This is a genomic window from Epilithonimonas caeni DSM 17710 (assembly GCF_000426465.1).
Classification (GTDB): domain Bacteria; phylum Bacteroidota; class Bacteroidia; order Flavobacteriales; family Weeksellaceae; genus Epilithonimonas; species Epilithonimonas caeni.
On sequence record NZ_AUFK01000009.1, the window covers coordinates 617093 to 640521 of the forward strand.

15 protein-coding genes are annotated in these 23429 nt (G+C 31.2%); 13 read left to right on the forward strand and 2 right to left on the reverse strand.

Translation table 11 applies throughout. From position 1 onward, the window contains the following. Positions 1–20: 20 nt before the first annotated feature. The 11 genes from K319_RS0103995 to K319_RS0104050 all read left to right on the forward strand — a co-directional run bounded on the left by K319_RS0103995 (position 21) and on the right by K319_RS0104050 (position 18975). Positions 21–3191 (forward strand): efflux RND transporter permease subunit, encoded by a 3171-nt coding sequence (locus K319_RS0103995; protein ID WP_027382454.1) that lies wholly within the window; start codon positions 21–23, stop codon positions 3189–3191. 319 nt (positions 3192–3510) lie between these two features. Then, positions 3511–4932, forward strand: coding sequence for an efflux transporter outer membrane subunit (locus K319_RS0104005; protein ID WP_027382455.1), 1422 nt, complete (start codon positions 3511–3513; stop codon positions 4930–4932). Between the two features lie 129 nt (positions 4933–5061). Further along, complete coding sequence (gene mnmE / locus K319_RS0104010) at positions 5062–6447, forward strand: tRNA uridine-5-carboxymethylaminomethyl(34) synthesis GTPase MnmE (RefSeq protein ID WP_027382456.1); 1386 nt, start codon at positions 5062–5064, stop codon at positions 6445–6447. Between the two features lie 260 nt (positions 6448–6707). Then, positions 6708–7073, forward strand: coding sequence for a helix-turn-helix domain-containing protein (locus tag K319_RS0104015; protein ID WP_027382457.1), 366 nt, complete (start codon positions 6708–6710; stop codon positions 7071–7073). A 958-nt stretch (positions 7074–8031) separates the two neighbouring features. Then, on the forward strand, positions 8032–9171 hold the full coding sequence (locus K319_RS0104020) for a tyrosine-type recombinase/integrase (RefSeq protein ID WP_027382458.1): 1140 nt from the start codon (positions 8032–8034) through the stop codon (positions 9169–9171). A 14-nt stretch (positions 9172–9185) separates the two neighbouring features. After that, positions 9186–10385 (forward strand): hypothetical protein, encoded by a 1200-nt coding sequence (locus K319_RS0104025; RefSeq protein ID WP_027382459.1) that lies wholly within the window; start codon positions 9186–9188, stop codon positions 10383–10385. A 104-nt stretch (positions 10386–10489) separates the two neighbouring features. Continuing rightward, positions 10490–10780, forward strand: a complete 291-nt coding sequence (locus K319_RS0104030; RefSeq protein ID WP_027382460.1) for a helix-turn-helix domain-containing protein — start codon at positions 10490–10492, stop codon at positions 10778–10780. Beyond that, positions 10768–11859 carry a BT4734/BF3469 family protein gene (locus tag K319_RS0104035; RefSeq protein WP_027382461.1) on the forward strand — a complete coding sequence of 364 codons (1092 nt, stop codon included), beginning with the start codon at positions 10768–10770 and terminating at the stop codon, positions 11857–11859. The genes K319_RS0104030 and K319_RS0104035 overlap by 13 nt, the downstream gene beginning before the upstream one ends. Positions 11860–12191: 332 nt before the next feature. Further along, on the forward strand, positions 12192–13592 hold the full coding sequence (locus tag K319_RS0104040; protein ID WP_027382462.1) for a hypothetical protein: 1401 nt from the start codon (positions 12192–12194) through the stop codon (positions 13590–13592). Positions 13593–13772: 180 nt separating this feature from the next. Beyond that, positions 13773–16292 (forward strand): hypothetical protein, encoded by a 2520-nt coding sequence (locus tag K319_RS0104045; protein ID WP_027382463.1) that lies wholly within the window; start codon positions 13773–13775, stop codon positions 16290–16292. Position 16293: 1 nt separating this feature from the next. Next, positions 16294–18975 (forward strand): DUF4365 domain-containing protein, encoded by a 2682-nt coding sequence (locus K319_RS0104050; RefSeq protein WP_169712648.1) that lies wholly within the window; start codon positions 16294–16296, stop codon positions 18973–18975. Positions 18976–19153: 178 nt separating this feature from the next. Here K319_RS0104050 and K319_RS0104055 read toward each other — a convergent pair whose 3' ends face one another. Then, positions 19154–19690, reverse strand: a complete 537-nt coding sequence (locus K319_RS0104055) for a hypothetical protein (RefSeq protein ID WP_027382465.1) — start codon at positions 19688–19690, stop codon at positions 19154–19156. A 1-nt stretch (position 19691) separates the two neighbouring features. Further along, the gene (locus K319_RS0104060) at positions 19692–20861 is read right to left on the reverse strand and encodes a hypothetical protein (protein ID WP_027382466.1); all 1170 of its coding nucleotides are present in this window, start codon (positions 20859–20861) and stop codon (positions 19692–19694) included. A 240-nt stretch (positions 20862–21101) separates the two neighbouring features. Here K319_RS0104060 and tyrS point away from each other — a divergent pair, with 240 nt between their 5' ends. Together tyrS and K319_RS0104070 are read left to right on the forward strand one after the other, a co-directional pair. Further along, positions 21102–22385: a tyrosine--tRNA ligase gene (gene tyrS, locus K319_RS0104065; protein ID WP_027382467.1), complete on the forward strand. Its 1284-nt coding sequence runs from the start codon at positions 21102–21104 to the stop codon at positions 22383–22385. A 196-nt stretch (positions 22386–22581) separates the two neighbouring features. Further along, positions 22582–23421 carry a hypothetical protein gene (locus tag K319_RS0104070; RefSeq protein WP_235696073.1) on the forward strand — a complete coding sequence of 280 codons (840 nt, stop codon included), beginning with the start codon at positions 22582–22584 and terminating at the stop codon, positions 23419–23421. Positions 23422–23429: the final 8 nt, after the last annotated feature.

Here is a 23429-nt window from a genome sequence, read left to right on the forward strand (position 1 = left end):
CAACTTAAAATTAAACTAGTATGTTAAAACAATTTATAGAAAGACCGGTACTTTCAACGGTCATCTCCATTATATTATTGCTGTTGGGAGCATTGTCGGTCTTCAATCTGCCGATCACATTGTTTCCTGATATTGCACCGCCAAGTGTTCAGGTAACGGCATTTTATCCGGGTGCAAATGCTGAAGTTGTTGCACGTTCCGTTGCCGTTCCTATTGAGGAAGCAGTGAATGGTGTTGAAAATATGACCTATATGACATCCAATTCCAGTAACGACGGAACGATGACCTTGAGCGTATTTTTCAAACAAGGTTCGGATGCGGATAATGCTGCGGTAAATGTCCAGAATCGTGTTTCCAAAGCGATGAGCCAGCTTCCTCAGGAAGTTGTCCAGGCGGGAATATCGACTCAGAAAGTTCAGAACAGCTTCATTATGTTTATGGGATTATATAGTGAAGACCCGAAAGAATATGATGAATTATTCTTGCAGAACTATATGAAAATCAACATTATTCCGCAGTTGCAACGTATCCCGGGCGTGGCGCAGGCCCAGGTTTTCGGGACGAGGGATTATTCGATGAGACTTTGGCTGAAGCCGGACCGTTTGGCAGCCAACAATCTTTCTCCACAGGAAGTTCTGAATGCGGTTAAAGACCACAATTTGGAAGCAGCACCAGGCCGTCTTGGACAAGGAAGTAAAGAAACTTACGAATACATTCTAAAATATAAAGGTAAACTGAGCAAGAATGAAGACTACGAAAATATTGCTATCAAAGCCAATAATGACGGTTCTTTCCTAAGACTGAAAGATGTGGCGAGAGTAGAATTTGGTTCTTATACTTACACTGCCGCGAACAGAGTTGACGGAAAACCGGTTTCTGGTTTCGCAATCCTTCAAACTGCAGGTTCTAATGCCAACGAAATCTTAACTGAAATCGAAAAGCAGGTTGAGGAATTCAAGACAACACTTCCGAAAGGTGTGAAACCGATTATTATGTACAATTCCAAAGACTTTTTGGATGCGTCTATCCATCAGGTTGTAGAAACGCTAGTGATTGCATTTATTCTCGTATTCATTGTGGTTTTCATTTTCCTTCAGGATTTCCGCTCGACATTGATCCCTGCGATAGCGGTTCCTGTGGCGATCATCGGGACATTCTTCTTCCTGCAGTTGTTTGGATTCAGTATCAATATGCTGACGTTGTTCGCTTTGGTTCTCGCCATTGGAATTGTCGTCGATGATGCAATTGTCGTTGTGGAAGCCGTCCATTCCAAAATGGAACATACGGGAATGCCTGTTGAACAAGCCACAATGAGCTCGATGTCAGAAATTTCCGGTGCTATTATTTCAATTACTTTGGTAATGTGTGCCGTATTTATTCCGGTTGGTTTTATGCAAGGTCCTGCGGGAGTTTTTTATAGACAATTTGCTTTCACATTGGTAATTGCTATTATGATTTCTGCTGTTAATGCATTGACATTAAGTCCGGCTTTATGCGCGTTATTCCTGAATGACCCTCAGGGAGAGCACGGCGAACACGGTCAAAAGAAAGGTTTTGGTGCTAAATTCTTCAATGCTTTCAATGTGGCTTTCAATAATATGACCAGAAAATACATCTACAGTCTTAAGTTTTTAATTAAGAACAAATGGGTTGCTATCGGAGGTTTAGGAATCATCATCGCTGCAAGTATTTTCCTGATCCAAAAAGCGCCGACCGGCTTTATCCCAACCGAAGACCAAGGTTTCGTGTTGTATGCTGTGAATACACCTCCGGGAAGTTCATTGGAAAGAACACACAAAGCTACGGAACAAATTGACAAAATTGTAAAAGGAGAAAACGCTACCAATCATCTTTGGGTGGCAGATGGACTGAATTTCATCAGTAACGCCAATGCTTCACCCTACTCTGCAGGTTTCATCAAGCTGAAAGATTATGAAGACCGCGGCGATATGAAAGACCCGGACCAGATCGCAGCAGCATTGACAGGAAAAGTGTCTCAGGTAAAAGATGCGAATGCCTTCTTCTTCAACTTCCCGACAGTTCAGGGATTTGGTAATGTTTCCGGCTTCGAGTTTATGCTTCAGGATAAAACCAATGGCTCTTTTGAACAATTGGGAACGACGACTCAGGCTTTCATCGGAGAATTGATGAAACGTCCCGAGATTGCATTTGCATTCACAACTTACGCAGCTGGCAATCCTCAATATACAATTGATGTTGATACCGATAAAGCCAACCAGTTAGGTGTTTCGATCTCAGAACTGATGCAGACGATGCAAATCTATTATGGAAGTAGTTTCGTTTCAGATTTCAATAGATTCGGGAAATATTACAGGGTGATGGCCCAGGCGGATATTCCTTACCGTACCGACACCAATTCTTTGGACGGAATATATGTCAAAAATAATCAGAACGAAATGGTTCCTGTGAAAACATTAGTGACTTTGAAAAGAACTTTCGGTCCAGAAACTGTTACAAGAAACAACTTGTTCAACGCTGTAACAATCAACGGAACACCGAAACCGGGTTACAGTACAGGTGACGCTATCCGAGCTGTGGAAGAAACTGCAAAACAATCGCTTCCAAGAGGTTACGGTTACGAATGGACAGGAATCACGCGTGAAGAAATCAAAACAGGTGGACAAACGGCTTTCGTTTTCCTTTTAAGTATTTTGTTTGTGTATTTCTTATTGGCAGCTCAATACGAAAGTTACATTCTTCCGTTTGCGGTTATTTTAACTGTTCCGACAGGGATTTTCGGAGTGTTTGCATTCACCGGATTGGCTGGAATTGATAATAACATTTATGTCCAGGTTGGATTGATCATGCTAGTTGGATTACTTGCAAAAAACGCTATCCTGATTGTGGAATTTGCCGTTCAGAGAAGAAAAGCAGGGAAAACCTTGATTGAATCTGCATTGCAAGCTTCGAGATTGAGATTAAGACCAATTTTGATGACCTCATTTGCGTTCATTATCGGGATGCTTCCGCTAGTTTGGACTCAGGGTGCGGCTGCAAAAGGAAACCACTCTATCGGCATCAGTACGGTTGGCGGAATGTTTACAGGTGTTGTATTCGGGATTTTCATTATTCCGGTGATGTACGTGATCTTTCAATACCTGCACGAGCAAATGCCAAGCAAGAAGAAACGTAAGCTGAAAAAAGAAAAAGCAGCTTTGAATTTAATCTAAGTTTTAAACGCAAAGGCGCAAAAGTATTTTGAATGATTCTATGCTTTTAAGGCACAAAGTTTAAGATCTTCGATTTTATTTTGCGACTTGAAGAAGATTTATAAGGATAATTTTACGCCTTTGCGATAAAAACCACATCAAAAATTGAATTAATGACATTGTTTTGGAGTAGCAAATCACACGCATCCCGTCCTGAGTGGACTCTTCGAGAGCTTCAGAGTGACAAAGCGGGAACCCTTCAACAAGCTCAGGATAAACTACAGGCGGATTAGGTTGCCCAAAAAAATTGTTTTTAATAATTGATACAAAAGAAAAATAAATGAAAATAGTAACTAAGATAAAAGAGATTTTGGTCTCAACGGTAGTCGTGGCAAGTGCGGTTTCCTGTATGCCAAAATTAGCGTTGGATAAAGTGAGCCCGGAACTTCCGGAAACATTCCAATATACGGCAACGGCTGACACGGCAAGCGTAGCGAATCTAGAATGGCAACAGTTTTTCAATGACCCGATTTTGCAGGGTTTGATTGAAAAAGGAATCAAAAATAATTATGATTTGCAGATTGCCCTGAAACAGGTTGCTTCTTCACAAGAACGACTGAAACAGGCAAAATATATGCAATATCCTGAGGTTGGATTTGGAGTCACTGGTCAAATCACAAGACCTTCCGACAATAGTCTGAATGGACAAAGCATCAACTTATTTCTAGGAAAAAGTTATGTTGAAGATTACAATGCTGCGTTTAATTTGTCTTGGGAAGCTGATATCTGGGGAAAAATCAAGAATCAGCAGGAGGTTTCCAAAATGCAATATCTGCAGACTTATGAGGCGACCAAAGCTATTCAAACCCAAGTTGTGGCAGCAATTGCGCAAGGATATTACAATCTCCTGATGCTCGATAAACAATTGGAAATTGCAAAATCGAATTTAGAATTAAGTAAAAACACATTAAACATAACAGAAAAAATCTGGCAAAGCGGCGATGCAACGTCTTTAGGTGTTCAGCAATCAAAAGCACAAAAAGAATATACGGAACTCCTGATCACGCAATTGGAACAGAATATTAAAATTCAGGAAAATGCGTTGAGTATTTTGGTTGGTGAAAACCCGACTAAAATCAACAGAACGATCGAAATGTCCGACACTTCCCTACCTCAGAATTTTTCTGCAGGACTTCCTGCCGCAATGGTAAGCCGTCGCCCAGATGTTCGTCAGCAGGAATTGGTTCTGTTGGAATCCAATGCTATGATTGGAATTGCCCAAGCTAATATGTATCCGTCTTTGAAAATCACTGCAAACGGAGGCGTGAATTCTTTCAAGTTTGATAACTGGTTTCAGATTCCGGCGTCTTTGTTTGGCTCAGCCTTAGGTGGAATTACTCAGCCAATTTTCCAGAAAAGACAATTGAAAACAGACCTGAATGTCGCAAAAATACAGAGAGAGAAAAATGTTCTGGCTTTCCGTCAATCTGTTCTGAATGCCGTTGGTGAAGTTTCCGATGCTTTGGTTTCTAATGAAAGCCTTAAAGCTCAGGAAGAAAAAGCCAGTGAACAAGTAACAACCTTAAAATCCGGAATTCAAAGCGCTGAAAAACTTTATAAAAGTGGTTTGGTCAATTATCTGGAGGTCATCACAGCCCAGGGAAATTCTCTCCAAGCTGAATTGAATCTTGCATCCATCAAAAGACAACGACTCAGCAGTATTGTTGATCTGTACCGTGCGCTTGGTGGTGGCTGGAAATAATAAATTTAAGTTATTTTTTGTTTGATAGATGTGGTCTTTCGGGACCGCATTTATTGTTTTAAATTCTTAAATAATTAAAAAAGAGATTTAATTTGTATTATTAAATTTTCCAAATACTATTTTTGTACAATGAATCAGGATACAATTTGCGCATTAGCGACAGCCAACGGAATTGGGGCAATAGGAATTATCAGAGTTTCCGGTAATGAATCTTTTGAAATTGTCAATAGAATATTCGAAGGAAAAAATCTTGAAAAGGTAGAATCTCATACGGTTCATTATGGTTTCATTAAAGATGAAAACGAAACGATAGATGAAGTCATGATCTCAGTTTTTCATGCTCCCAAGACTTTCACGACGGAAAATTCCGTTGAGATCTCTTTTCACGGTTCGCCTTATATAGGGAAAAAAATCCTTGAAGTTCTGATAAAAAACGGAGCAAGAATGGCAAAAGCCGGAGAGTTTACCATGCGGGCATTCATGAATGGAAGAATCGACCTGTCACAGGCAGAGTCCATTGCCGATCTGATCGCTTCTGAAAATGAGGCATCCCGAAAAGTGGCACTTAATCAATTGAAAGGTGGAATCTCCAATGAAATTTCTTTTCTGCGAAATGACTTATTGAATTTTACTTCGCTAATTGAACTTGAACTTGACTTTGCGGAAGAAGATGTGGAATTTGCTGATAGAACCGCATTGAAATCCTTACTTTATAAAATAGAAAATAAATTAAACTCGCTTATCGAAAGTTTCCAATACGGAAATGCTATTAAAAATGGAACGGCGGTCGCAATTATTGGTAAGCCAAATGCCGGAAAATCTACCCTTCTGAATGCTCTACTAAAAGAAGAAAGAGCAATAGTGAGCAATATTGCCGGAACAACCCGTGATACAATCGAGGAAATTCTCCATATCAAAGGGCACGCTTTCCGATTGATCGACACAGCCGGTTTACGTGAAACAGTAGACGAAATAGAAGCGATCGGTGTAAAAAAGGCTAAGGAAAAAGTTGAAAATGCCGAGATTCTGGTATATCTCGCAGATGCCGGAACAGAAGATCTCTCGGAAGATATCGAAATGATAAAGTCTTTGCTAAGAGAAGATCTGAAACTGATCATCTGTGCTACAAAAATTGATGAAGTCATTCCCACTCAGTACGAAAAGTTGGAACAAATTTTCAGAAATGCAATCTCAACTGATTTTGATTTTATAAAAATTTCAGCTGTCGAAAACCAAAACCTTCAGGACCTGAAAAATGAATTGTCGTCTTATGTAGAACAATTGAAATCTGAAGAAGGCAATGTTGTCATTACCAACCAGCGCCATTATGAAGCTTTACAAAAGTCCTTAAATTCAGTTAAACAAGTTGATGAGGCAGTAAGTTCACAAATCACAACCGAGCTTTTGGCCTATGAGCTTAGAAATGCTTTAGAATATCTTGGAGAAATATCCGGAGAGTTCAGCAATGATGAAGTTTTGGGAAATATTTTCAGCAAGTTTTGTATCGGGAAGTAACCGCCATTTTCTAAGCACCATATTTCTACTATACAACCCGCATTAATAAAGGAAAATCAGAAAGTGTTAATTGACATTTTCTGACATTTTTTGACATCTTTTATACCACTAAATGTGATACTCTGTTGTTTTTAATCTCTAAAAAAATGAATTTTAGGATACTCTAAGAGAAATTTAAACGGTAAATAATCGTAGATACACGTAAATACCGCTAAATACTGAGAGAGATTATTAACATATAGAAAATCGGAAAGTATCAAATGAGCAGTAACATTAGGATTGAGAAGATTTGTATCTTCTGTAAAGAGAAATTCATCGCTAAAACATTCTCTACAAAGTATTGTACTCACAGATGTAATCAAAAGGATTATAAGAAGAAAGTAAAAGAGGAAAGAATCCAAAAATCTAAAGAAGAATTTCAAACGGAGGTAAAACTCAAACAACTTAAAGTGGTTTCTATTGAAGATGTTCAGAAGAAAACATATCTTACTATAAAAGAAGTTTGTTTGTTGATGAATATCTCTGAATCTACAATCAGAAAACTGATTAAAAAAGGAGATTTAAAAACAATCCGTGTTGGTAAGAAACATTTTCTTTTGAAATCTGAATTAAATAATTTCCGTTGAGATTAATCATCAAACATTCAAAATTTCCTTTGTATTAAATCCAAAAATCGGTTTTAAACAATTTTCAATGGAACAATACAGATTTAAGAATTAAAATTGTTGTAACTTCTTTAAAATCGTTAATGGTGTTTTTAAGTGTTATTTTCTTAATAGTAGTTATTTCTTATTTCCCTTTACTAAATTTTTTCGTTGATGCTTATATACTTATATACCATTGAATATGAATATATTATATAAGTATATATATTATATAAAATATATGAGGATATATTTATGTAGTAGTAGAGAAAAGTAGTAAGGATATTTAGTAGTAATAGTAGTAGTAGTAGTAGTAGTAGTAGTAGTAAAAATTAGTAGTAGAGTAAAATCAGTTAAAACAGTAGTAAATTAAGAGGAGAAATAAAGTAAATCAACCGAAAAATCAGAAAATATCAAAAGAAGAACGAAAATTAAGGATGAAATTTCAAACCGAAGAGGAGATTTCTGCTGTGAGGTTTGAAATTTTGTAGTTGATTTTCAAAATTTTACGATGATGATAGTATCAAATGATACTATAGAACAAACGGAAATGGATGTTAGATTGATTTTAATATCAAAATTGATGAATTTGTAATGAAATAAAATTTACGATGTAGAACTTTTTTAAAAACAGTAGTTGTATTTTCAAAATAAAAGGAAGGACTTTACACCACTTTACAATTGAGGGAGTCGAAGTTTTTAATAAAGTAAAGAGAATCCGAACAGAAATGTTTGGATTTTTTTTGTTAAAAATTAGGTGAATAACTGATGCAGACTACCACTACTTAACTGCTGTAAGAATGTGGTTAGTTTCACATAGAGAAAGTAAACTTAGAAATTTGAAAACAATATAATTAGGTTAATACCACACGTTCACTGTTGTCTCCGAAGTGAGTTAGGGGGAATGTTACATCACAATTAGTAACAAAACCTAAAAAAAATGAAAGTTTATTTAAAAACCAGAGAGGGGAAACTTAGTAAAAAAAGTATTGAAAAAGGACGTGTGAAAATGAATAGTTTGTTTTTGATGTTCCACGATAGTTTAACTCAAAAAAGGAGTTATGAATTTTTGAAACTTTATATCTACGATAAACCGAAAACAATTATTGAGAAAGACCACAACAAAGAAACGCTACAACTTGCTGAATCGATAAAAGCTCAAAAGGTGTTGGAATTTAATTCGAGGAAACACGGATTTGTAAGTAGTTTGAGTGGTAAGATTGGATTTCTGAACTACTTTAATGAATTGGTAGAGAAAAGATATGATACGGAGGGAACGTATGGAAATTGGTTTAGTACGTTGAAACATCTAACAATTTTTTGTAAAGGGTTAGATATTCAGATTTCTAAAATAGATGAAACATTCTTGGAGAATTTTAAGGAATATCTTTTGAAAGAAAAAATATCTAACAATGGAGGAAGATTATCACAGAATACTGCGTTATCGTACTTCAATAAGGTTAGAACAGCGTTGAAAGAAGCGTATAGAAATAAAATGATTTCAGAAAATCCTACATTAAGGGTAAAAACAATAAAAGAGAAAGAAACCAATAGAGAATATCTCACTTTGGAAGAACTACAAAAGTTGGTGAAAACAGAATGTGAAGTACCGATTTTGAAACAATCATTTATCTTTAGTTCACTCACAGGATTAAGATTTTCTGATGTGAAATCTTTGAAGTGGAAAAATCTCTACTACGATTCTGAAAATGGTTGGATTTTAAAGTACACACAACAGAAAACTAAAGGAATGGAGAATCTTCCGATAAGTGAACAAGCTGTAAAACTTCTTGGAGAAAGGAAAGATGATGATGTATTGTTGTTTGAAAATTTAACTTATAGTGCCTACCACAACAAAAAATTACACAAATGGGTAAAGGAAGCAGGAATCGATAAACACATCACTTACCATAGTTCACGACATACTTTTGCTACACTACAACTAACTATGGATACAGATATTTACACCGTCAGTAAATTATTAGGACACAGAAATCTGAAAACTACAGAAATCTATACAAAAGTGATTGATAAAAAGAAGATAGATGCTGTATCAAAAATTCCTGATTTATATTTGTAGATAAAACTTTATCTATGAATGATATAAATGGAGAACATTCCCAAAATTCTTATTTCGAAGAGTTATCTTATAAAGAATACCAAAAGAGAGATATTCTTAATGAGAACAACGGAAAAATTAATTTCTCAGAAATTAAAGAACGATTGAAAGAAGTTAGGAATGTTCTTCCTGTATATACTAAAAAGGAAATTAAATCTTTAGAGGAGGAATTTTATGTACTTAAAACTTACGAAGAGAAGTTAAAATTTTGGATTGATAAAAGATTAGGATTAACGAAACCCGATTTATCTTTTGAGAGAAAGTTTGAAAATAAAGTATGGAAAATTCCTTTTAAGATTGTACCGTTGAACGATACTGAAAGTAATTTATATTTTGATTATCTACTACAATGGTTTAATGAAATCAATATCAACTCCAAAATAAAGTATTTTACTTTTGAAACTCTTAAAACCAATTTATTAGAGAATGGTCAGTTAAGAAGAAAAACAATCAACAAAGAATTGAATCAAACAAAGAATCGTATTAATGATTTAATTTCCAATGAACAATTTTTTACACAAAAATTTGTAAACGGTTTTCGTTTAAATCAGAATCTTCTTAAAGATTTGTATGATGGTTATTTAACTACTGATAAAATTATTGTTGTAGCCTACCTATTATCACCCATTTTGGGTTACTTGGAATATGAAAAATTTCTAAACCAAAAATTAAAGAATGAAGATTTTATTTCGGATGAAAAAATGAAATCCGAAGAGAAAGGAGGTAAAGGAAATTATTTATTGAAAGGACATACATTTAGGAAAACGAATTTTTTCACAACAGAAAATTTAGATAAGTTAAGAATTGAACTTATTAAACAAAATATTATAGAAGATATTTCCTTTGATGATTTCAAAGATATTTTTTCTGAACAACCAGCTACAAAGGTAAAAAGTAGAATAATTTGGAAATTGGAAAATAATCGTTCATCTGCTACATACATAAGATATGACTGGCAATCATTACTTAGTTTGATAAACGAAGTTGTGGAACCCGATTTTGTAAAGTATAAAGGAGAAATAAAAGAACTACTAAAATGGTATTTCGATTTCCCCGATAACACACTTTCTAACAAAATTGAGGATTCATTTTCTGATTATCTAACCACATTTGAAAAAAATCATAGAAAATCAACCAAAGAAATCATAGAAATTTTCAAAAAAATAAATAAGTAACTGATTATCAGGTGTTTCTTAACCCCAAAACTTACCAGTTAAAAGATTTCAACCCGACTTAAACAACACAAAATTTGTCTCATTAAATTTTTAAACAAATTATAATGAAACAAAAAGTTGATTTAAGTAAGAAAGAAGAAATTTTAGATTTCTTCAAAAAAAGAATGTTAACCACCAAAGAAGCAGCATTCTATTTAGGATTGAGTATAATTACGGTAAGAAGAAAAGCTGGAAATGGGGAAATTCCATCATATCGACCAAATGGAAAAAATCTATATTTTGAAATATCCGAATTAGATGAGTATATTTTATCAAAACACAGAAGTAGTGTAGAAAAATCACAAAAGGTAGCTGCAAACTTGAACTTTAAAATTTCTAAGAAATGGAAGATTTGATGTTTAATGTGTGGAGACATTTCTCCACACATACAGATTTTATTACTTTAGAACAATTTGTTAACAAAATTAAAAATGGATATTGTGACAGCCACATCAAAAAATTAAGAGACGAATTTGAAATAAATGGAAAATCAGATTTACATAAAAAACTAAAAGAACAACTTCCAGGTATTACATTTAGCGGTAAATTTTCCGTAGATAGAAGAAAACTAGAAGGTTTAGAAGAGTATTATCCTTTTATGATATTAGATGTAGATAGCATTGAAAACGAAGAAAAGCTTCAGGTTATTTTTAAAAGAGCAAAAAAAAATAGATATGTTTGTTCAGTATTTCGTTCAGCAACAGGGAATGGATTGAAAATAATAACTAAAACGAACAACACAGATTTTAAAAAACATACCAAATTATATAAAGTATTGGTTAAATATTTTGAATCCGATTTGGGTGTAGAATTTGACAAATCAACTTGTGATGTTTCACGATTGTGTTATTACTCTTATGATCCCGATATTTATTATAACAAAGATTCAGAAATTTTTGATTTCTCCAGTGAAGTAAAAGAAGAAAGAGTTGGGAATGATAATGATGTTTTTTCTTTGAAAATGGAAGAGATGATTTGCTTCACGAAAAACAAACAACCATACAAATTTGGTAATAGAAACAATTATCTGAAATTACTAAGTGTGAATTGTTCCAACCACGGAATTGAAGAATCTGAATTTTTAGAATTTAGTTTACAAAATTATATAGAGGATGATTTTAATGAATTTGAGATTACAAGAATAGTTAGAGAAACGTATAAAAAATATAAATCTGGTTTTGGAAGTTGGGAAAATAGATTGAACAAAATACTTAGAGAGAAATCTGAAACTCAAAATAAAAAAAATGAATCAAAACAATCGTCTAATGATATTGTTTTTGAAGATGAAATTTTTCAACAATACTATGATAATCTCAGTAAAACGTTTCCAAAAAAGTACACCGATTTTATCCGAAGTTTAAAATCTGAACGTGAAAAGGATATAGTAATACTAACGATGATGACGGTGTTGAATTCTATTTATCAAACAGAATAGTTGGTAAATATCATATGAAATAATATCTTTACACTAACAAATAAAAAAGAAAAAATATCGAATAAATAAAATTTAAAATACTCAACATTAGCGAACTGATTTCTGTCTTTGAAAAGTCGAAAATTTAATATCCACAGGAAAAAGTTTAGCAAATGTTCAGGTCTATGGCTTGAGCGTTGCTTTACTTTGTGGATAAGGGCTTCGACTCCCTCAAAGACAGGTAGAGATTAACGTCTCAAGCCTGTTTTTTTTGTTTTTATACCATAGATTATGGTTTTCAGTAAATGTTGTTGAGGAAAGAATTATAAAATTGAAACTTAAATAATTTAACTATGGAAACGAAAATTAAAAAAATGTTTGTTTGTGGAATCTTTATTTTTGGATTTTGTTTTTTGAAATCTCAAATTCTAACTAAAGATATTAGAAATGACTTTTGTAGGAATGCGAAGTTAAACTTTTACTATGGCTCGGATTCTTTTAGAGGATGGATGACAACATCCGCACAAAGATTAGGATATAAAACTCCTCATGAAATAGAAGAAGCAGTACAAAAGATATGTTCTAATGATAAACTTCAAGATGAATTTTTTAAAAGTGTGGATAGATTGGGAGGTAGTAGGGAGTTTAAAGAGCAACAGTACATTAGTATTGGTATGAAACCATTAAATGCCAAATTATTAAACGATTATATGATTTTAAAATATCACACTCAAAGTGAAGAAGAAATAAAGCAACTTGATAAGAAGTATGGCATAAAAGACACTTTAATGTTTACAAAAGCAGAATTGCTAAAATCTTCTTTTCCAAAGTCAAATTTTATAAATGATTCACTAACCATTGTTAAACAATATTTAGAAGATATTAAAAGTGGAGAACAAATAGAAATCAATTTTAAAACTGAGGTTCTAAACCAGTATTATTATTTAGACTTTTGGACTAAAAAGCACAATCTGGCTGTAATATTTTTTTCAGTTGATGAAGAACGAAATATTTATAAATTATCAAATATTATTTTAACAGAGAAGAAAAGAGAAGATGGTGATGAAGATTATATTTCTTCTGGGAATAAACGTAATAATGTAACTATTAGTAAAAATAAATTTAATGATTATAAATTTATTTCTTTAAAAGAGGGAGGAAATTCTTTTTTGGTATTTAAATATAAAAATGACAGTGATTATATTTTGGAATATTACAATCCTATTGATTTAAAATTAGTGAAAACGAAGATAGAAAATGAGGTTGTAAAGACAAATCCAAAATCATCTAAAAATAGTGAAACAATTGAGTTTCCTATATTTACTTATAATACATTAATGAATAAAAGTTATTACGAAGATGGTGGTAGTGTATTTCCAGAACAATTTAAAGAATATTATTTTTTATATGGAATAGTAAAGAAAGTAATAAATAATGATGGTGGTAATGATTATGAAGTCCAAATAACGAAAACTTCTAAAGAATTTGATAGTTTACACAGTGATATGGATTCTTTTATTAATAAAGAAATTGTAGTTAATATAGAACCTGCTGATTTATATAATAAGAACGGTAAAATAAAAGATGGATGGGAAGGAAGATATGATTTAAGTTTCGAAGATTATAAGAAACTAAAAGAATTATTGGTAGAAGGGAGAAAGATTAAATTCTCTTATGTAGAAGGAGGTGGAGGTTCTCTTGGAATTGCTACTGAAGGAATGTTCTTTTTTAATTATATTGAAAAGATAGATTAGAATTGTACTGTTGTAAGTGTAGAACATCTTCAAAAATCAAATTTTTAATATAAGTATGAGTTTGTAATCATTTAAGAAAAATAAAATTGTAGAATCAATTGATTTTATGATAATTGTGGAAAAGTCTTCTTTACTAAAGAGGACTTTTTAGTTAAATTTGTTAATAAAAAACTAAGTAACGTGAAATCGATTGTTAAAAAAGAGATATTTAATCAAATTGTTAATATTCAAAATGATAAAGAATTAAGACATTTTTTAATACAAAACAATATTAGGGGAGTAATTTTCTTTTCAGATATTATTAATGAAAATATTTTAGGTATTGAATTTACATCAGATTTAGAATTTGAAGATGATGAGATTATTTTAGATAACCTATACTGTGATATTACTTTTAGAGATCAATATTTTAATAACATTATAATTAAAAATAATATTGAGAAAAAAATTGTTTTCGATAATGTAAAGTGTAAAAATTTAAATTCTGACAGTAATAATTCACTAACATTAGAATTTATAGATTCTCAATTTGATAATGTTTATATTGAAAATGATAATTTTCATCGAATTAATTTCACAAATACTTCAATATCTAATACAGTTGATTTATCGGAAAGTTCTACAAATTTTTTTTATGTTGAGAATTCAAATATAGATACTATTGAAATACACAAATGTGAGATTGATTATGAAGGCTTCTATATTAAATCTTCTAATATTAAAAGAATTCATATAAATCAACAATCGCAAATATCTCATTTAGATATTTCGGAGTCTACAAAGCTTGATTATTTTTCTGCAAGCGATTCTTCAATCAAAAATTTTGAGATTTCACAATCAAATCTTATTAGTATACATTTTTCAGTTTTAAAATTATATGAATTTAGAGTGTATAATTCAGAAGTGATAAGTATTAACTTATATCTAAGTAATATAAATCGAATTTCCATTGATAATAAATGTAACATTGATAGTATTATAATTCAAAATCAATCAAATGTAGGTTTGCTATTAGTAAAAGATAATTGTACAATACATCAACTTTCTATCAATAAAAAAACGAACGTTTATTTAATCAATTTTTATAAAAATGTCATAATCAATTACATTGACTCAGATCATGAATGTATATTGGGAGATTTTGATATTTTCGATAGCACAATAAAATCTCTGCAAATAATTAATCAAAAAAATTCATATAATATTCAAAATTCTACAATAAATTTATTAAAACTAAGTAATTGTGAAATTCATTCTTTGAATATATTAAATGGTTGTAAAATAGAGGGATATATTGTCAAATCAAAGATTAATAAATTAGAATTTAAACAGGTTTTCATTTTGAGAGATACTTTAATCTCTTTTTCTTCTTGTGAAATTTATTCAATCTTAATGGAAGAGTTTTCTGTAATTGGAAATCTTTATTTTAGAGATTTAAGAAGATTAGCAAAACCATTGGATAATTGGTCTGATATAAATAAATATACGTTTCAGTCTAATTTACTAATTGATGCTGATGAAAAATTCTATCTTAATACTAAAAAGATAATATTAGAATACATCAAAAATAACATTGAAGAGAATAAAAATTGGATTTATAATTCAAATGAAATTGAAGAAATTACTTTAGAGAAACATTTAGTAGAGGAAAATTATGACGATTTTGATAAGCCTAAAATTATTCAGTTAATTGATAGATTAAGAGATGCTCAAAATATTAATCTTTCAGGATTTGAAAGATTTCTTTTAAGAAAAATAAGAAAGCATAATAGTGAGAAAGAAAAAACTGTTTCATATATAAATAGAATTTACGAAATAGTTGATTTTATTTGGAATGTTCTATCTAAGGTAAAGCTTATTGATTTAGAGTTCCAAAATATAAACAAACCTATATTCAGAGTATTCCACTCATCATTAGGAAAAACGGAGTTTTCTAATTGTGAATTAAATCAATTTGAATTTCAATATAATAATTCTAATTTTTTAGAATGTATTTTTCTTGGAACTGAAGTTCCTGAACAAAATTTGACAATTTTAAAGAACGATAAAATTATTATCGATTATAATGAATTAGATAAAGTTAATAAAATTAATTATTACTATCAAAAAACTGATTTCTACAATCAATTTAAAAAAGTTTATGAAAGGCAAGGTAATATATACGAAGCGGGCATATTCAATTCAAAATGGTCAGAAAATCAAGAAAAATTACTGTTGTTGAAAATAAATCAAAATGAAGATTATTTAAATAAAACAAACGATTTTAACAGTTTTATTAGAAGTGTTTTTTTATTTTTTTATGGTAATAAGGAAAAGGTTATGGATGTCTTTACATTTAATCTAAATAGAATTTCCAATGGACACGGAGAAGATTGGATAAAATCATTAAAATTTATATTGATTCCTACTTTCATAATTTTCATTTTTTATATTTTGAGTATTAGATATGATTTTAGTGTCAAATATCTCAATTGTTCTTCGGGATTGACTTTTGATAGTGATGTATTTAACTACTTTTTTATAAATCTAAAATATTATTTTGAGTTTCTAAATCCTGCAAGAAAATTTGATTTTATTAAGTTAAAAGACGGAGAATCATTGAGTTTTTGGAGTTCATTATGGGATATAATAGGAAGGATTATTGTGAGTTTCGGTATTTATCAACTAATTGTGGCTTTTAGAAAAAATGCAAAAAAATAATATGAAATACGACAACGATTATATCAGAAAAGAAGCAGATGATAAACTGAAAGGTAAATTAAGAAATCTCTTTCTTCAAAATAGTATGAAGTTAAAAGAACATTCAGCTTCAGCAGGGGAAGATAATGGAACAGATTTTTATTTTGATATAACAAATGAAAAGGAAGAACATATATTTTTCTTTAGAAACCAGAATAAAGGAACTTTTAATGAGTTACCAATTATAAAGACTAAAGAGGATTTAAATTTTGGTAAAATATCGCATTCAATTAGCTTAAGAAATGCAATCAACTATTACACTGAATTTGATGAAGCAATTGTTTTCACTTTATGCGATTTAAATACTAATATAATTTATTGGTATGATATACAAAATGATATTACTTTAAAAGAGAGAATTTTACAACAGAAAAATAATGATATTGATTCGATTCAGATATATATACCAACAGAAAATGTACTAAATGAAAATACATTCGACGAGTTTCTAAATAAAATTGAAAGTGCAAAATTAGTTCAATTTAGAAAGAAGAATATTTTAAGTGAAAATTATGAAGCAGATTATTCAAAAATAGAGGATGAAATAAGAGATAAACATATCATTGATAAAGTGGATTATACAATCAAATTATTTGATGGAATAAAAGTTCTTCCTACTAATGTAATTTGTAAATTATTTCCATTTAGAGGACCTGATGAGAATAATACTTATGTAAGAGGATTTAACTTCTATACTGATAATGAAGAGTTATTTAATTTATTAGAGAATCTTACATTGTCAGATAATCATTTAATACTAAAAATAGATGAAGTTTTTGTAGAAAATCAAAATGAAAAATTAAAAAATATAATTTCGTTTTTATTAGTAAATCATATTTATCATATTGGGTGGAGAGGAAAAGGATATAAGGATCAGATATGTGTACATAGATTATTTCAATATAGTGAGTGTGATTGTGAGAGATGTAATTTAGAAAGGTTAAACATTAAAAGATCAAATGAATTATTAAATGTAACCTCTGATGATAATTCTCTTTATGGAACTTTACGAAGAGGATACACCTATTATCTTTTAGGAGATTATAAAAGTTCAGTTGATGTTTTTTATAGTATCTACGATGAAAATGATAGATTGAATAATCCTATTAAATATACCATATTGACATATAATCTAAGTAAACTTAGAAGATTAATTAAATGGACTTATTATGGAGGTGATGAAAAGCAACTTTTACAAAAATTATCTTCAATAAATTTTGATATTGACGAACCATTAATAAAGAAGAAAGCCCCATATTTTTTGGAAATTTTTAAGAATATTAAAGAAAGAAAATTTTATGATGATACAAAATACAGTATAGATGAATGTTTTTCTGAAATACAACAAATTTCTTTTGGAGATAAATATGGTAATACTTATAGTGATAATAAGTATGAAGAATTGAAGTCTTCTTTTTTACGGTTTAAATCTTATTTAGAACATAATTTTTTAATATTTAATCATTATTCCGAATATAGTCAATTATCAAAAAAAATATTAGAAAGTTTATTTGGTTTATATACGTTAAAAAATCCTGTTACTGATAAATACGAAAAGTTTGATTGGACCATAATAGAAATGTGGATTTTTAATGTTGATGAAAAGTTTACAAAATATTTATTAGCCAAGTATAATATAAAAAAAATAATCTTAGATGAGGATTTAGAAATTCCAAAAAGAATAAATGAATTAATATTGAATCTTATTGATTCAAATGAATATTTGGATAATTTGGGAGGTTTATTTAAACCGATTAAAATTGATAAAATATTAAATAAAATATTAATTATAACTTCTTTGTTAGATATTGAATTTAGAGAAAAAGAAACAATAATATCTAATATTATAAACCTTAGTAAGGTAATAAAAAATAAACATTATATTCCATTTGATGAATTTGTGAATTTCATTGATAAGAATGAAAATGAAATCAGTAAAACTCAAATAAGAGAGATTTTGGACTTATTTCTTTGTGATGACCATAGTAGATATAGTTTTGGTAGATCAATTAATATTTACGTAGAAAAGTGTACAGAATCTGAGATAGAAGATTTCATAAAAACGGTTTTGAAAATTGATGATCTGAAGAATATAGAATTAAATTTAGAAAATAAATACGTCAAAAAGTTATTTTATTCCTTTACGTTTTTAAACGAAGATTTAAAAGGAAATATTAAATTGAAGATAGTTGAAAAGTTAGACAGAAATTTCGATGATGAACTTTATAATTTGGGGATTATATATGATTTAATTGATTTTGATGAAAACTTGTTTAGAAAATATATTTCTACGGTACCAGATATGTCTAAAAATGAAGATGAACACTATTTCAGAGATTATGAAAATTCACGTTTGGGACAGGTTATAAACTTAGTTTTCAAATTTAATTTAGAGTTTAATGAAGAATTAACTGATTTACTAAAGAAATCTCATAAAAAATATTTTAATTATTACAGTTGGTTAATGAATATTGATAATTATGATTATTCAAAGTTTAATCCGTATTGGATTTTAGAATATCGAACAATATATTATTTTCAAAGATTTAAAAAATCTCAAAGATTAAAAGAAGAATTATCTAAAAGTTTGAATGAAAACTATATTGAATGTGTAGCTAAAATTTACTTTGAACAATTAGTGTAATTTACTAATTGGATACTAAAAATTCATAAACACCCACAAATAGTGGAGAGAAAGTTTCTGTATCGGGAAGTAACCTTCAGAAAAAAAATTTGCAAAAACTATAAACAATATCGGCATAACTGATCATTAATAATTAAAAACAATGATCGATTATGCCGAAAATCTATAATAATTTATTTTAGTAACTCCAGAAACTCCACTGTACGCCATTATATACAGCCAATGTTTTAATCCCTCCGTTATCTACCAGGGCCATAGTTCCCGGCGCAGGATTTACGATACTTTGATACGAAGGAACTATTGGTAATACCATAGCTTTGTCTGCAGACTCCAGAACCAATACACCATCTGCTGCAGAAGTACTATTCCCTATGATGACCTTGGCCGTCGGGTTTTCTCGGGAAGAAGGCTGGATATCTAGATATGACGAAACATCTGCCGACTGGACACTTAGGTCCACCCAAGCTGTCCCATTATAGTATTTAACTTTTGAAGCCGTCGGAACGGACGCATCTAATATAATACTACCAGCTGTCGTTATTGCCGACTTATCTGTTACATAAGGGAGGATAAGGCCTTTATTTCCTGTATTTGGAAACTCCATTAGAACAGACGTTTTATCTAGTGCTGTTCCTACATTATTTCCAAAAATCACTTGAGAAGATACTTTTATCAAACAAAGAACACTCATTAATATTGTTAAATTCTTTTTCATTTTAAGGGCAAGTTTTTCTATTATAACATTTCCAACCAATCGTTGCATTCACATAAACCTTGAGACAGTTATCTGTCGTATCATATACCATCATTCCTTCTACTGGATTCGTAATATTTGCGAGTCCCGCAGTTGATACCCTCGTTGGAACAAAAGGCTTTTTAGTAGATTCCAAAGCCAGATAGCCTCCTTTTCTTACCATTGGCCAATTGTCATTTTCCGCACCTCCCCTTCCAAGCGTTGTGATCCCGGTTTGTGTATTCAAGGCTGTTCCGCTTGTCACAGCACTTTCCAGACAGTAAAGCGACATAGAATTGGTACTGTAGGCCGAGAATGCCACGTCACTATCACCCGACAGTACCTGTATAAATTTTACGGCATCTGTATAATTAAGAGATGTGATCCCGAAGTCGCTCAATTTGAAAGTCAGAACCCTTACATCTCTTGTTGTATTAGAAAATCCATTTGGTGTATAATACATATGAGGACAAGAACCTGCGGAATAAAAATTCCAAAGTGCCAATCCCGAAGGTGTGACAGAAGAAAAATTGATTTGTTTTTCCACACCGATCGTGTTTCCATTCAAATCAGTGAACTTGAAAATGTCATAGCTGGAACTTGGTGCACCTACCTGTGTAACAATAATATCCGGGATATCATCATTGATACAGTTAGGATTGATATCTGCCAAAACATTTACATAAAATGCCAGTTCCTGTTTTGGGATATTAAAAACAGCCGTACCCAAATTCAATCCGTGCTCACCATCTCTCAAATAATAGCCTAAAGGGGTATCACAGCTAAGAGAAGGCGCGACCGCTTGTGTCTGCTCTATTCCATTGATATATCTAGGCATCCCCACAAGGAAATTAGCTGCCGTACTTGAAACGGAAAACGAAGTTGGAAATGCTCTGTAATTTTCGAATACAGGGCTTATACCGTGAGAAGTAAGTGCTACATCGTTAACTCCGGTCGCATAAGTTACACCATTTACAGTTAAACCGATCAGATTATTATTATCCCTGGAGGTGACGTATCCAGTATTCGATTGAGAAACCCAATAACCATTGTAATCACCATAAATTGCAGAAGGTCTTACCTGGCCAAATAATAAACAACATGTGAAAAAAGCGAGACAATCATAAACATTTACATTAAAGATCCTATTCATTTGAGAAATATTTTATAAATCTATTTCATCATTGTGTGCATGAATGCAAATATATTAAAATACTATAAAAAACTCAATTAACAAGATATTAATAAGTCATAATATAATTATGTTTTAAATCATGTTAAAAATAATTGATTATTATTGATTATTTCAAAAAAAATACTATGGGATGATTTTTACACGTCGAAAAGCAATTACAAATAGTTATCATTATATTTGCACGAAATTTTTAAGACAATGAATGCATTTATCGAAGAGCTAAAATGGCGCGGACTTTTTTCTGACATGACGCCGGGAACGGAAGATCAACTGAATAAAGAAATGACAAAAGCTTACATAGGGTTTGACCCAACTGCAGATTCTTTGCATATCGGAAGCCTTATCCAGATCAAGATCCTGGCTCACTTCCAACAGCACGGCCATCAACCGATCGCTTTGGTTGGAGGAGCAACAGGAATGATCGGCGACCCTTCCGGTAAATCAGCAGAACGTAATCTTTTGAATGAGGAAACGCTACTCTATTATGTTGATTGTCTGAAAAACCAATTATCAAGATTCTTAGAATTTGACGGCGATGGAAATAACAAAGCCATCCTTGTCAACAATTACGATTGGATGAAGAATTTTACCTTCCTGGATTTTGCTAAAAACATAGGAAAGCACATCACTGTAAACTATATGATGGCAAAAGATTCTGTAAAAAAACGTTTCTCAGGAGAGTCCGGTGTTGACGGAATGAGCTTTACGGAATTCACTTATCAGCTTTTACAAGGCTATGACTATCTTCACCTTTACCAGAACGAGGGCGTAAAACTCCAGATGGGAGGTTCTGATCAATGGGGAAATATCACTACAGGAACAGAATTGATCAGAAGAAAAGCACAAGGCGAGGCTTACGCTTTAACTGTGCCGTTGATAACAAAAGCAGATGGCTCCAAATTCGGAAAGTCTGAAAGTGGCGAGAATTATTGGCTCGACGCGAAGAAAACCTCACCTTACAAATTCTATCAATTCTGGCTGAATGCAACTGATGATGATGCGGAAAGATTTATAAAATTCTATACTTTCCTTCCAAAAGAAGAAATAGAAGCTTTGATTGAAGAACACAAAACTTCTGCACACGAAAGAAAACTTCAAAAAAAACTAGCCGAAGAAGTAACCGTTTGGGTTCATGGCCGAGAAGAATATGAAAAAGCCCTAAGAGCAACTGAAATATTATTCAGTAAAAGTATGGAGAATATGAACGACAAAATATTCACCGAGATTTATGACGGAATTGACAACAATGAACTTGAAAAGTCTAAGATTCTGGGATTAAATATTGTGGACCTGCTTGCAGAATCAGGATTTTTGAAGTCTAAGAGTGAAGCCCAGAGAGAAATAAAAGGAAATTCTATTTCTATTAATAAAATGAAAGTTAACGCTGATTTTTATGTTTCTGAAAACGATTTGGTGAACGGAAAATTCCTTCTAATTCAAAAAGGAAAGAAAAATTATTTTATTGTAAAAGGCACGAAATAGATGCAGCATATTTGCATCATGATTCTTTTGGACAAGGTAAAATTATCAAACTAAATCCTATCACAGCCTTAATAAGAGAAATTTAATTTTAAATAAATATTAGGTTAGACATTTGGTCTAGCCTATTTTTTTGACATTGAAAAAGAATATTTTTTAATAATAAAAATTAGTAATATCTTCGTGCAAAACACAAACAATGCATCCTTTTTCGATAACACTCCAGGAGAGCGACAATTTATTATTCAAAATTATTTCGATTCTTCTAGGCCTTTTTATTGTTGGGATCTGGATTTATAATTCCTCTAATCTTAAATCAGCAATACACTTAATCATTGGTTTGATTGGAGGGGTCGCTGGCTATTACATCGCCGTATTTTTCTTCGGAATTCTGCAATTTTCTTTTACCACAATTAAAGACAATCTCAGTTCGGATAAACATTCTGCTACGATAATTGGATATGAAAAATATATCAGCACAAGCACTTCCAGGGACAGAAAAAACATTGGTTCAAGCACAAGACAAAATACATTTTATAAACCATTATTACAATATAAAGATAATAATGGTGTAATTAAAAATATTTTTGGCGACGTATCTTTCAGCAACAATAGCAAAAAATCCGTTGGTGATAAGATAAACGTAATAGTAGAAAACAACGAAGCAAGAATGATTACGCCAATCAAGACTTTTGCTTCTGTTGTGAACATTATTGTTCTTTGTTTTCTGATAATTTTCTATTATATTCTTTTCAGCTATGCAAAAACTCAATCCTTGGAAGACATAGGGACATTAGTTTTGGCAATATTTGGATTTATCATCTTTCCTGTTGCTTTTTGTATTCTTATTTATCTTTTCTTAAACATTGGTTATGATTATTTTTTTCTTGGAAAAAGATACACAGGCAGAAATACAGCAATTGGTGTTTCTGTTTTAGGAATTTTCCTTGTGCTTTGTCTATTTGGATTTATCAAAAGTGTATTTACTAAAAAACGTAAAAAGAAGAAAAGAAAATTCTCAAGAAAAATTAAAGAATAGTCAATTAT